Source organism: Collinsella sp. TF07-1 (genome assembly GCF_003437235.1).
GTDB lineage: Bacteria > Actinomycetota > Coriobacteriia > Coriobacteriales > Coriobacteriaceae > Collinsella.
Genome location: NZ_QSRV01000001.1, coordinates 191837 through 203439, shown reverse-complemented (window position 1 = coordinate 203439; position 11603 = coordinate 191837). Strand labels below are relative to the sequence as shown.

The window sequence follows — 11603 nt, the reverse complement described above, 5'->3', positions numbered from 1 at the left end:
CCTGCAAACTTCTGGTCGGGACGACTGGATTCGAACCAGCGACCCCTTGACCCCCAGTCAAGTGCGCTACCAAGCTGCGCCACGTCCCGAAGCTTTTGTTTGTTGCTCTGCTCTCGCTCGCAACAGGGAATATATTAACCCGAAACTTTAGACTTGTGCAAGAACTTTTTTACAAATTTTGAAGCAAGTTCAAAATTGTATCTGCGAGCTGGGGTTTTGTTAGAACGGGAAGTTCTTGCGTACCCGTTGTGCTCACAATCCAGGCCTTGTTAGTGTCGGTTCCAAAGCCTGAATCGGCGCGCGAGACATCGTTGGCGATAATAACATCGCAACCCTTGCGGACAAGTTTGCGCTGCGCGTACTCCACGACGTTATCGGTCTCGGCCGCAAATCCGATCACGCATCGCTCGCCTTTCTGACGCGAGAGCTCGGCCAAAATATCGACCGTTTCGACGAGCTCGATTCGATCCAGGCGCTCGTTGGCCTTTTTGAGCTTATGGTCCGCCGGGGCCGCCGGCGTGTAGTCGGCGACGGCGGCGGCGCAAATGGCCGCGTCGGCCGTCTGGAAGGCGCTCAGCGCTGCCTTGAGCATTTCTGAGGCGGTCTGTACGTGCACGCACTCCACGCCGTGGGGAACGTCGAGCGATGTCGGTCCCAGCACGAGCGTGACGGCGGCACCGCGACGTGCGGCCTCCCCCGCCAGGGCGATACCCATCTTGCCCGAAGAACGGTTGCCAATGAAGCGCACGGGGTCAATCGGCTCATGCGTGGGGCCGGCGGTAATGACGATGCGCTTGCCCGCCAGGTCTTGTTGCACGGGATTGAGCACCTCGCAGACGGCCTCGACGATGTCCTCGGGTTCGCTCATGCGCCCCGTGTCCACGTCGCCGCAGGCAAGGTAGCCACTGCCGGGTCCCACCACGCGGACGCCGCGCTCGCACAGCGTGGCCATATTGGCCTGCGTGGCCGACGCCTTCCACATGCCATTGTTCATGGCCGGCGCGATAACGACGGGCCGCGGTGTCGCAAGCAACGTTGTGGAGATGAGGTCATCGGCGATGCCGTTGGCCATCTTGGCGATGATATTGGCCGTCGCGGGCGCCACGACCACCAAGTCGGGCTCCTGCGCCAGCGAGATATGGTGGATGGGGTCAGACGGGTCGTCGAATAGCCCAACCGCGACCGGCTCATTGGTGAGCGCGCGGAAGGTGAGCGGCCCCACAAACTCAGTGGCATGCTCGCTCATGACGACCTTGACGTGCGCGCCGCGCTTTTGGAGCAGGCGCACGATATTGCACGACTTATAGGCGGCGATCCCGCCGGTAATGCCCAGCAGGATCGTTTTTCCCTCAAGTTGCATTGAATTGTTGGGTGCCGCCATCGTTTAAGCTTCCTTGCTCGGGAGCACCAGCAGGCGGTGGCAGTACGGGCAGTGCGTAATCTCGCTACCGTCGTGGTTGAGGTCGCTCATGGACGATGCCTGCAGCGCGGTGTGGCAGACCGTGGGGATGTTGCCCTTGATGGTCTCGACGGCCAGGCCGCGGAACTGCTTGAGCAGACGCTCGTAATCGGTGAGTACGTCGGTCGGCAGCGTGGCGGCAAGGGCGGTGCGCTCCTTGGTGGCGGCATCGATCTGAGCCTGCAGATTGGCAGCCTTGGCGCGGGCAGCCTTGGTATCGGCCTTCACACCCTCCTCGAACTTGGCGATGATGGCCTGCGCGCGAGCCTCTCGGTCAAGCGCTTCCTTATGGGCGACGACGACGTCCTTGCGGGTGTGCTTGATCTTGTCCAAGCGCTTGGCCAGGGTGGCGAGCTCGTTCTCCAGGTCCTGAACCTCGCGGTAGTCGGAGCCGTCCACGTGGCGCTTCTTGGCGGCCTCGATGGCGTTGTTGGTCTGAATCTCGGTGGTGTTGAGATCGTCGAGCTCAATGTCCAGATCCTTGCGCTGGGCGTAGAGCTTGGTCATCTCGGACTTGAGCTTCACATAGGTCTTGCGCTTGGAAGCGAGCTCCTTGAGCTCCGGCATATTGGCAAGTTCGCTCTTGTTGCGGGCGAGCTCCAAATCGATCTGTTGCAGCTTGAGTAGCGTAGCGCCGGCGCTCATAAGTTCTCTCCTTTTGTCACAGTCCACCATTGGCAAGGGTTCAGTATTTTAATCGCATGACGGGGGTCGACCCCGGCGTCAACCGCAGAGTTCATCAAGATATCCACGAACGGCTCCTCGGAGCGATCGTGGCCGAGCAGGATCACCGGCAGCCCGCGTAAAGCAAGGTCTTGCGCCACGTGATAGCCCGCCTCTCCGGTCACGATGACATCCGCAGCGGCGGCGATGGCAAGTTCGCCAAAGTCACCCAGCGAACCGCCCAAAATTGCGATGGTTCGGCACGGGTGATCGGCCTCGCCCCACACGCGCGGGTCGCTGCCAAACGCCGCTGCGGCGCGTGCGGCAAGGTTGTGCAGGCTGCAGGGGTCGTGGAGGGTCGCGAGTACGCCCAGTCCGCAGGCCTCGGGGTCGTCCTTGCGCTCCAGCGAGCTCACGGGCGCGGCGCCCAGCAGCTCACTTAGGCAGGCGCGCGCCTCGTGCGAGCGGTCCAGATTGGTATGGAGTGAAATAATGCTCACGCCGCAGCGGGCGGCCTCAAACAGTGCTGCGCTGCACTGGGGACGCGACGCATCCGCCGGGCAAAACGCCTCGGGTGCCTTGATGTAGATAGGATGATGCGTCAACAACACGTTGGCACCGGCCTCCTGGGCGCGGTGCACGTTGGCTTCGGTCGCGTCGAGTGCGCAGGCCACGCCGGTAATCTCGGCGGCAGGGTCACCTACGGAAAGTCCTACGTGATCCCAGCTCTCGGCATTTGCTTTGGGATAGCGTGCCAGCAAGGCACGCGCGAGATCGGCAACAATCATGCGGCACCTACGATCGAGAGCAGCGTCTGGGCAAAGTCGTCCAGATCGCCTGGATTCACGCGATCATCGAAGGAGATGCGCAAGGCACCCAGCGCCTGTTCGCGGCCGATGCCCATCGCGCTGAGCACGTGGCTCGGGTCCATGCTGCCACTCGAGCATGCCGAGCCTGCCGACACCTCAAAGCCGGCGGCGTCGAGCTTGATGATGAGTTCCTCGGAGTCCATGCCGTCAATGTAGATCGAAACCATACCCGGCAGACGGTCGGCCTGTGCGTAGTCGCCCATGGTGGCGTGAATGCGCTGGTGGGCCGTAAGCGTGGCGTAGAGCTTGTCGGAAAGGGCTTGCAGCTTCGCGCGCTCCTGAGCCACATGGGGCGTCAGAGACGAGGCGGCAGCGGCAAAGGCGAGCTGCGTTCGCAGGTCTTGCGTGCCGGCACGACGACCGGCCTCCTGTCCGCCGCCAAAGATGCGCGGGCGCAGCGGCGTGCGGCTCTTAAGGTAGAGTGCGCCAGATGCCACGGGACCGCCAATCTTGTGGGCTGCGACGGACATGGCGTCGACGCCCAGCTCGGTGACATCGAGCGGAATATGCAAGTAGCCCTGGATGGCATCGGTGTGGAACAGGGCACCTGCGGTGTGCGCAGCTGCGGCAAGCTCGCGGATGGGCTGCACCACGCCGGTCTCGTTGTTGGCGACCATAATGCTCACGAGCGCCACGTCGTCGCTGAGCAGCTCGACAAGCTTGGCAGGCTCAACGTAGCCCGCGCGGCAGGGCTGTACCAGGTCGACGGTAAAGCCGGAGGCACGCAGCAGCGGCAGGTTGTCCAGAATCGAATCGTGCTCGATGGCCGAAACGATTACACGACCGCGCTTGCGATCGCGCTGACGAGCGCCCTCGGCAAGACCGAGAAGCGCCAGCTGGTTGGCTTCGGTGCCGCCGTTAGTCAGTACAATCTCGGACGGGCGGACGCGCGCGCCAAAGCTGCGGGCGATCTCGCGACGTGCAACCTCCAGACGCGCGGCAGCCTTGCGGCCGAGCGAATGCAGCGAGTTGGGGTTGACGCCGGCAAGCTCGCTGTCGTCGTACTCGCGCTGCGCAAGGAGCGCCTCGGCGCGCATGGGCGTCGAGGCGGCATAGTCAAGATTCACGGGTATGCGGTTTTGACCTGCGGTCATAAGGGTTTATGCCTCCTGTGCGGCCTCGTTGCCCAGCTTCTGCAGCAGCGCAACCTCGGCAGCGGGATCTTCGGACTTAAATACGGCGGAGCCGGCCACGAGCACGTTGGCGCCGGCCTTGACGACCTCGGCGATGTTCTTGGAAGAGATACCGCCGTCGACCTCGATCAGGGGCGACACGCCGTGGCGCTCGCACATGGCCTTGAGCTCGTGAAGCTTTGCGATGGTGCCCGGGATAAAGCTCTGGCCGCCAAAGCCCGGGTTCACACTCATGAGCAGCACCATATCGACGACGTCGATGATGCTCTCGAGCACGCACACGGGGGTGGCGGGGTTGAGCACCACGCCGGCCTTGACGCCGCGCTGCTGCAGATGCGTGAGCGTGCGGTGCAGGTGCGTGGAAGCCTCGTAGTGCACGGTGATCATGTCGGCACCGGCGTCGGCGTACCAATCGACCGTCTCGTCGGGGTTCGACACCATGAGGTGCGCGTCGACCGGTACATCGGTGGAGCGCTTGACGGCCTTAAGGATGTCAACGCCAAAGGTGAGGTTGCCGGTAAAGTGACCGTCCATAACGTCGAAGTGCACGTAGTCGGCACCGACGATCTTGTCGAGTTCGCCCTTGAGGTTGGCCATGTCGGCCGAGAGGACGGACGGAGCGATTTTAATGGAACCCATGGTAGTAGCCTTTCTGCGCTAGTCGGTGAGTCCGTAGAACTCTTGAGAAGGGACGCGGTCGGTGAGAATCTCGAGCGCCCTATCCAAAGTAACACCGTTGTAGAGCGTTTGCTCCACGGCAAAGGTGAGCGGAATGTCTACGCCCAGTGAACGGGCAAGCTCGCTGACGCTGCGGGCTGCGACGGCGCCCTCGACCACCATATGCGTACGCGTCTGGTACTCGTCGAGCGACACGCCGTGGGCAAACTCGTAGCCAAAGGTGCGGTTGCGCGAATGCTCGGAGGTGCAGGTGGCAATGAGGTCGCCCATGCCGGCAAGTCCCATGCAGGTCATGGCCTGGCCGCCGCGGGCGTGCACCAGACGGCTGATCTCGGCCAGGCCGCGCGTCATGATGAGGGCGAGCGTGTTGTCGCCCGCGCCCGAGCCGGCGGAGATGCCGCACACGATGGCGATGACATTTTTCATGGCGCCGCAAACCTCGACGCCGGTCATGTCCTGTGACAGGTAGATGCGGAAGGCCGTGGATAGGAGCAGGTCCTTAAAGGTCTCCCCTACCTGCGGATCTTCGCTGGCGATAACGGCGGCAGAAAGCCCGCCGCGGCAGATCTCCTCGGCATGGTTGGGGCCCGAAAGCGCCGCCACACGCGTCTCGTTGCCGATCTCGCTGGCGATGACCTCGCTCATGAGCAGGCCGGACTCGGGCTCGATGCCCTTAGTGAGGCAGAGCACTGGGGCGTCGTCCGCGATGAACGGCGCCGCCTGATGGCACACGTCGCGCAAGTGCGTGGAGGGCACGGCAAAGATGATCGCATCGGCACCCTCGAGCGCCTGGGCGAGCTCGGTCGTTGCCACCACGTTGTCCGGCAACTCGTATCCCACCAGATAGCGCGGGTTGCGGTGCTCGCCGTTAATGCCGGCGGCCGTCTGCTCGCTGTGGGCCCACATGGTCACGCGCTCGGCTCGCGCGGCGGCAAGGCCGGCGACGGCGGTTCCCCAGGAGCCGGAGCCAATCAGCGCAACATTCATGACTCTCTCCTACTTATCGTCGGGCTCGGTGACGCGCTTGGTAAACGAGAGCTTGGACTCCTTACCGGCCATGAGCTTTTGGATATTCGAGCGATGGGCCCACACCACGGTGATGCCGATCATCGCCATGCATAACTTGAGGCCCAGGCTGCTGTACGGAAAGACCGCGCAAGCAGCGATAGGAAGTCCGATGGCCGCGGCAAGCGAACCCACTGACACATACTTGGTGATGGCGACGGCTACGATAAACATGCCCAGCAGCGACAGGCCAATAGGCCAGTACCAGGCGAGGATGACTCCCAAGCCCACGGCGATACCCTTGCCTCCGTGAAAGTTGAGGTAGGGCGAGAAGATGTGCCCCCACACCGCTGCCAGGCAAATGACACCGAGCATCCAGTCGCCGGGGGCTCCGGGCGCCATGATGTTCGGCGGAAATCCATAGCCCACGCTCGCGATGAACGGACGGGCGATGACAACGCAGATGGCGCCCTTAAGGCAGTCGAGCAGCAGCGTGAGCGCGGCCACCTTGGGGCCGGCTACGCGCAGGGCGTTGGTGGTGCCGATGTTGCCGGAGCCCGCCTTGCGAATGTCGGTGTGGTTAAACACGCGGCCCAAGATCAGGCCAAACGGAATCGCTCCGATAAAGAACGAGACCACGGCGCAGATGGCGGTCAGCAGAATCGGATTATGCATCCTTTTGCTCCTTCTTCCTAAAGAAGAGTCGAATGGGCGTGCCAGCAAAATCGAAGGTCGAGCGCATGCGGTTCTCCACGTAGCGCTGGTAGGTGTCGTTGATCAAGTCGCTGTGGTTGACGAAGAACGTAAACGTCGGTGGGTTGACGCCCGTCTGGGTCACGTAGTGCATGCGCAGGCGGCGCTTGCCGTCCACCACGGTGTGGCCAAACTCGCGCAGGTCGGTGAGGAACGTATTGAGGCGCGAGGTGCTGATCTTTTGCGAGCGCGTCTTTTCGGCGGCGTCGACCATCGCCCAGATTTTCTCGACGCTGCGGCCAGTGAGGGCAGAGATGCGCAGGTACTGGGCCCAGGGAGCCATGACGCCCAGACGGCGGTCGATGGTCTCCATGCAGGCCTCGCGCTTACGGTCGTCGTCGAGCAGATCCCACTTGTTGAGCAGCACAACGATGGCGCAGCCGCGCTCGATGGCAAGACCCATGACCTTCTGGTCCTGTTCGGTAACGCCCACGGAGGCGTCGACGACGAGCAGCGCCACGTCGGCGCGGTCGATGGCGCGCAGGCCGCGGACCATCGAGTAGTACTCGATGTTCTCGTACACGGTGCTCTTCTTGCGGATGCCCGCGGTGTCGACCATGCGGTAGTGCTTGCCGTTGCGCTCCACGACGGTGTCGATGGCGTCGCGCGTGGTGCCGGCAATGTTGGACACGATAGAGCGGTCGGCGCCCAGGATGCGGTTGAACAGCGAGGACTTACCGGCGTTGGGGCGGCCGATGATGGCCACGTTCAGCGCATCGGGGAACTCAGCGGCGACCTCGTCCTCTTCCTCCGGAAGCAGGGCCACGATATCGTCGAGCAGGTCGCCCGTGCCGTGGCCATGCAGGGCCGAGAGGGGCGTGGGCTCACCGATGCCGAGCGAATAGAACTCCCAGATGCTGTCGTTCTCGCGTTCGGGGTTGTCGAGCTTGTTCACCAGCAGAAAGACCGGCTTGTCGCAGCGCTTGAGCATGCGAGCGACCGACTCGTCCTCCTCGGTGACGCCGGTGCGGCCGTCGACCACAAACAGGATGACGGCGGCTTCCTCGGCGGCGGCGAGGGCCTGGTCGCGGATAGACGTGGCAAAGACGTCGTCGCTCTTGAGCGGCTCGATACCGCCCGTGTCGACGATGGTGAACTCGCGGCCGTTCCAATCGGCCGTGTGATACGAGCGGTCGCGAGTAACGCCGCGGGACTCATGGACGATGGCGTCCGAGGTCTGGGCCAGGCGGTTAACGAGCGTGGACTTGCCCACGTTGGGGCGTCCGACGACGGCGACGATAGGTTTCATCTGCACTCCTTTAATGGGTAGGGTCAGTGGAAATGTTAGAGTCCGCGGGCACAATGCCAAGGATATGCTCCAGGGTATCGAGCAGCTCATGCGGCATGGTCGATACCACATGGACCTCGGCGCCGCGACTGGTAAGGCTTGCGAGTAAATCGTCACGATGATACTCGTCAAGCGTCATGCCGTCAGCGTTGAACATGAGCTTAGGCACAAAGAGCATAACCCCCGACAGATCTTGGGGCAGCTGCTCCAGAATGTCACACGCGACGATGAGGCCGGTTACGTCCACGTTGCCACCAAAGTAGCGGTTTTTGATGGCCGTGACAGTGCCGGCGAGACCATGCGGCGACTCCACAAAGCGCGCCACGGTGTCGCGCGCGCTGGCGCCGGAGAGGCACAGCAGGTGCTGGCTGCGGGCGGCGATGGCCTCGCGGACGCGGGCCAGTCGCTCGGCATCGGTAGCCAGCACGTCGTCGGTCTCGTCTAGATACGAGCGGATCATGCCGATGCCGTCGTAGTACTGCGGGTAACCGTCGTAAAAGTCTGCCTCGGGAGGATCGATGCCGGCGTCCAGATAGAACTCGTCGCTCATCTGGAAGGTGTGGCGGCCAAAGCGCTCGAAGGCACGGTCCTGGTAGGGACGGATCATGGCAATGGTCTCGCGCGCTAGCTCGGGCTTGTCGCTGTAGGAACAGCTAAAACGGTTCTGATGCTTGGTAAAGCCGAGCGGCACGATGCCCAGGCTTGTGATTTGCTCGTGCTCCTCGCAAAAGCGCAGGGTCTTTTCCAGCTCCTCGCCGTCGTTCATGCCGGGGCACAGCACAATCTGCGCATGAATCTCGATGCCGGCGGCCATGATTGCCTCGAGCACGTCCATGCCACGTTGGGCGTTGCGGCCCATCATGCGGCGGCGGACGTCGGGGCTCACGGCGTGGACCGACACGTTCATGGGGCTCATGTTGCGTTGGATGACGTTTTGCACGTCCTCGTCGGAGAGGTTCGTGAGCGTGACAAAGTTGCCCTGCAAAAAGCTCAGGCGGTAGTCGTCATCGCGAATATAGAGCGTGGAGCGGCCGCCCTTGGGCAGCATGGTCATAAAGCAGAACACGCAGGCGTTGACGCAGGTACGCATGCCGTCGAAGATGGGGCCATCGAACTCCAAACCCCAATCCTCGCCGGGAAAGCGGTCGAGCTCGACGGGGGCGACGGTGCCGTCGCGCGGGTCGAAAACCTCGAGGTCGACGGTATCATCGTCGGCCTCCCAGAGCCACACGATCATGTCGGTGAGCGCCTCGCCGTTGACCGTGAGCACGCGCATGCCCGGCTCGATACCCACATCCCACGCGGGCGATTCGGGACGCACGTTCTTTACGAGCGCGCCCTCACCCGGCTCGGGGTCGCGGCTGCGCCCGTAATCGGCCACCTCGGCGGCATATGCGGGTACGGTCTGGTCCATGGTTAGCGGCAAAGCTCCTTGATGCGCGCGACGGCGCGCTCGATGTGTTCTTGCGGGGTGGAGGCTCCGGCAGTGATGCCGATGTGGTGAGCGTCGGTAAACCACGCGGCCTGGAGCTCGGAAGCTTCCTCGATGTGATGCGTGTGCTCGCAGGCGACTGCGCAAATCTGAGCCAGGCGGCGGGTATTGCCCGAGTTCTTGCCGCCCACGACGACCATGCAGTCGCAGCGGTTGGCAAGTGTGGCTGCTGCCTGTTGGCGTTCGCTCGTGGCGGCGCAGATGGTGTTGATCACACGCAGCTCCTGCACGCGCGGGGTGATACTCGCCACGACCTCGGCGAGGTTCTGCGCGGTCTGGGTGGTCTGCACGACGAGACCCACCTTGCCCTTGAGCGACAAGGCGTTGGCGTCGGCGGCACAGCTCACGACCTGCGCGTCATTACCGGCGTGGCCCAGGATGCCCTCGACCTCGGGGTGGCCCGGCTCGCCCACGACGATCACGCGGTAGCCTTCGCGTACCAGGCGCTCGGCGGCCACGTGGACCTTCTTGACGTAAGGGCAGGTGGCGTCGACGACGTTAAGGTCACGCTCGCGAGCGGCATCGATCACCTGCGGCACCACGCCGTGGGCGCGGATGATCACGGTGCCCGATGCGGCGTCGTCCAGGGTCTCTGCCAGACCAACGCCTGCCTCAGCAAGCTCGCGCACCACGATGGGGTTATGGATGAGCGGACCCAAGGTATGGACCTGATTGCACTCCCCTGCCTGCGGCGCAGCGGCCAGCGCCATATCGAGTGCACGCTGTACGCCGTAGCAAGTGCCGGCGTGGGCGGCGATCTCGATGGTAGGCGCGGTTGCCTGGTCGGACGCGGTCACGGCAGTGTTCGTCACGTTCTCGCTCATGGCTAGAACCTGCCCGGATGCTCGGCGCACAGCTCGTCTCGCATGGCGTAGACGCGGTTCATGGCCTCGGACTCAAACCAAGTCAGGCGCTCCGTACGCTTAAGCCCGGCCGGCGCGTCCGAAAGCGCGACGGCCTTGCCGGCACGAATCCAGCACTTCTTGGGACGCATGAGCTTTTTGCCTGCGGGCGTGATGTCGGACCAGCCGCAGATGGCGAGCGGGTTGACGGGCGCCTTGCCCATCTGAGCGATGAGCGCAAAGCCGCCGTGGACCTCTGGCTTGATCTCGCGCGAGCGGATGCGCGTGCCCTCGGGGAAGATCAGGACGTCCTCGCCGCGCTGCAGCGCATGCTGGGCGGCGCGCAGGCACTTCATATCGGCAGTACCGCGCTCCACGGGGATGCCGCCAACGCGGCTAAAAGCCCAGCGCACAATCTTGCTCTTGGCGAACTCGGACTTAAAGATAGGGCGAATGCGGCGGCCGCCAAAGAACAGCGCCGTCTCCACGGCCAAGAGCTCAGCCATCGAGGTGTGGTTGCAGATGACCACGCTGCCGCGGCCTTCCTGGCGCTCAAACAGCAGGTCGGCGTCCTCGACCTTCCAACGCCACATGAGCTTGGAGAAGGCCCACAGAATAGCCATGACCACCACGACGGTGCCGCGGATGAGCGCCGGGAACTCGGCGTAGGGGGCGTTGTAGTAATCCTCGGGCGTCTGTTTAAACAGGCGCATGGGCTACCTCCTTTGGTTGATGAGGTCCTCGATAATGCGGACGACCTCATCGATGGTGTGGGCGGTGGAGTCGACGTGCACGGCGTCCGGGGCGGGCACGAGCGGGGCGACCTCGCGGCTGCTGTCAAGCTTGTCGCGCTGCTTGAGGGCGTCGAGGGTCTCGTCGACTTCGGCCTCGAGTTGCGCGGGCGTGAGCGGCTGGGCGTCGTTTTGGTGACGCTGCAGCACGCGGCGGCGGGCGCGCTCGCGCGGGTCGGCGGTCAGGAAGACCTTGACCTGCGCGTTGGGGAACACGACGGTTCCGATGTCGCGACCCTCGGCCACGATATCGCGGTCCTCGGCGGCGCGGCGCTGGTGGATGAGCATGGCGGCGCGCACGCCCGGATAGGCCGATACCTTGGACACGTTGGCGTCGACCTGCGGGGTGCGGATGGCGGCCGAAGCGTCCTGGCCGTCAATGGTCAGGCGCGTGTCCTCGCCGGTACCGTTGGTAAAGCGAATCTCGATCTGCTCGGCGAGGGCGTCGATAGCCGCCTCGTCGTCCAGATCGATGCCGCGGTCGAGCGCGGCGAAGGTGACGGCGCGATACATGGCGCCCGTGTCGAGCTTATTAAAGCCCAGCTGGCGGGCGATTTCCTTGGCGATGGTGGACTTGCCGGAACCGGCGGGGCCGTCGATGGCGACGATCATGCAATGCTTCCTTTCGAT

At 63.6% G+C, this 11603-nt stretch carries 12 protein-coding genes and 1 tRNA gene; all 13 read right to left on the bottom strand.

The features are described 5' to 3' along the window. Positions 1 to 12 precede the first annotated feature (12 nt). Positions 13 to 89 (bottom strand) — tRNA-Pro (locus DXC67_RS00945). An 80-nt stretch (positions 90 to 169) separates the two neighbouring features. After that, positions 170 to 1381: a bifunctional phosphopantothenoylcysteine decarboxylase/phosphopantothenate--cysteine ligase CoaBC gene (coaBC, locus tag DXC67_RS00940; protein ID WP_233503114.1), complete on the bottom strand. Its 1212-nt coding sequence runs from the start codon at positions 1379 to 1381 to the stop codon at positions 170 to 172. A 3-nt stretch (positions 1382 to 1384) separates the two neighbouring features. Continuing rightward, positions 1385 to 2104, bottom strand: coding sequence for a zinc ribbon domain-containing protein (locus tag DXC67_RS00935; RefSeq protein ID WP_117637010.1), 720 nt, complete (start codon positions 2102 to 2104; stop codon positions 1385 to 1387). Further along, the gene (locus DXC67_RS00930; protein ID WP_117637009.1) at positions 2101 to 2910 is read right to left on the bottom strand and encodes a Nif3-like dinuclear metal center hexameric protein; all 810 of its coding nucleotides are present in this window, start codon (positions 2908 to 2910) and stop codon (positions 2101 to 2103) included. The genes DXC67_RS00935 and DXC67_RS00930 overlap by 4 nt, the downstream gene beginning before the upstream one ends. Beyond that, the gene (locus DXC67_RS00925) at positions 2907 to 4085 is read right to left on the bottom strand and encodes a cysteine desulfurase family protein (RefSeq protein WP_117637008.1); all 1179 of its coding nucleotides are present in this window, start codon (positions 4083 to 4085) and stop codon (positions 2907 to 2909) included. Before DXC67_RS00925 ends, DXC67_RS00930 begins: the two co-directional genes overlap by 4 nt. A gap of 6 nt (positions 4086 to 4091) precedes the next feature. Beyond that, positions 4092 to 4763 (bottom strand): ribulose-phosphate 3-epimerase, encoded by a 672-nt coding sequence (gene rpe, locus DXC67_RS00920; protein ID WP_117637007.1) that lies wholly within the window; start codon positions 4761 to 4763, stop codon positions 4092 to 4094. A gap of 18 nt (positions 4764 to 4781) precedes the next feature. Next, on the bottom strand, positions 4782 to 5789 hold the full coding sequence (locus DXC67_RS00915; RefSeq protein ID WP_117637006.1) for an NAD(P)H-dependent glycerol-3-phosphate dehydrogenase: 1008 nt from the start codon (positions 5787 to 5789) through the stop codon (positions 4782 to 4784). Positions 5790 to 5798: 9 nt separating this feature from the next. Beyond that, on the bottom strand, positions 5799 to 6482 hold the full coding sequence (gene plsY, locus DXC67_RS00910) for a glycerol-3-phosphate 1-O-acyltransferase PlsY (protein ID WP_117637005.1): 684 nt from the start codon (positions 6480 to 6482) through the stop codon (positions 5799 to 5801). Continuing rightward, positions 6475 to 7809 (bottom strand): ribosome biogenesis GTPase Der, encoded by a 1335-nt coding sequence (gene der, locus DXC67_RS00905; protein ID WP_117637004.1) that lies wholly within the window; start codon positions 7807 to 7809, stop codon positions 6475 to 6477. Before der ends, plsY begins: the two co-directional genes overlap by 8 nt. A 10-nt stretch (positions 7810 to 7819) precedes the next feature. Beyond that, on the bottom strand, positions 7820 to 9262 hold the full coding sequence (locus DXC67_RS00900) for a DUF512 domain-containing protein (RefSeq protein WP_117637003.1): 1443 nt from the start codon (positions 9260 to 9262) through the stop codon (positions 7820 to 7822). Positions 9263 to 9264: 2 nt separating this feature from the next. Then, positions 9265 to 10164, bottom strand: coding sequence for a 4-hydroxy-3-methylbut-2-enyl diphosphate reductase (ispH, locus tag DXC67_RS00895; protein WP_117637002.1), 900 nt, complete (start codon positions 10162 to 10164; stop codon positions 9265 to 9267). 2 nt (positions 10165 to 10166) lie between these two features. After that, positions 10167 to 10895: a lysophospholipid acyltransferase family protein gene (locus DXC67_RS00890; RefSeq protein WP_117637001.1), complete on the bottom strand. Its 729-nt coding sequence runs from the start codon at positions 10893 to 10895 to the stop codon at positions 10167 to 10169. Between the two features lie 3 nt (positions 10896 to 10898). Further along, positions 10899 to 11585 carry a (d)CMP kinase gene (gene cmk / locus DXC67_RS00885; protein ID WP_117637000.1) on the bottom strand — a complete coding sequence of 229 codons (687 nt, stop codon included), beginning with the start codon at positions 11583 to 11585 and terminating at the stop codon, positions 10899 to 10901. Positions 11586 to 11603 lie beyond the last annotated feature (18 nt).

Excerpts from the sequence above, each read along its gene's own strand:
- coaBC (WP_233503114.1), bottom strand. The coding sequence starts at position 1,381 with ATGGCGGCACCCAACAATTCAATGCAACTTGAGGGAAAAACGATCCTG.
- DXC67_RS00935 (WP_117637010.1), bottom strand. The coding sequence starts at position 2,104 with ATGAGCGCCGGCGCTACGCTACTCAAGCTGCAACAGATCGATTTGGAG.
- DXC67_RS00930 (WP_117637009.1), bottom strand. The coding sequence starts at position 2,910 with ATGATTGTTGCCGATCTCGCGCGTGCCTTGCTGGCACGCTATCCCAAA.
- DXC67_RS00925 (WP_117637008.1), bottom strand. The coding sequence starts at position 4,085 with ATGACCGCAGGTCAAAACCGCATACCCGTGAATCTTGACTATGCCGCC.
- rpe (WP_117637007.1), bottom strand. The coding sequence starts at position 4,763 with ATGGGTTCCATTAAAATCGCTCCGTCCGTCCTCTCGGCCGACATGGCC.
- DXC67_RS00915 (WP_117637006.1), bottom strand. The coding sequence starts at position 5,789 with ATGAATGTTGCGCTGATTGGCTCCGGCTCCTGGGGAACCGCCGTCGCC.
- plsY (WP_117637005.1), bottom strand. The coding sequence starts at position 6,482 with ATGCATAATCCGATTCTGCTGACCGCCATCTGCGCCGTGGTCTCGTTC.
- der (WP_117637004.1), bottom strand. The coding sequence starts at position 7,809 with ATGAAACCTATCGTCGCCGTCGTCGGACGCCCCAACGTGGGCAAGTCC.
- DXC67_RS00900 (WP_117637003.1), bottom strand. The coding sequence starts at position 9,262 with ATGGACCAGACCGTACCCGCATATGCCGCCGAGGTGGCCGATTACGGG.
- ispH (WP_117637002.1), bottom strand. The coding sequence starts at position 10,164 with ATGAGCGAGAACGTGACGAACACTGCCGTGACCGCGTCCGACCAGGCA.
- DXC67_RS00890 (WP_117637001.1), bottom strand. The coding sequence starts at position 10,895 with ATGCGCCTGTTTAAACAGACGCCCGAGGATTACTACAACGCCCCCTAC.
- cmk (WP_117637000.1), bottom strand. The coding sequence starts at position 11,585 with ATGATCGTCGCCATCGACGGCCCCGCCGGTTCCGGCAAGTCCACCATC.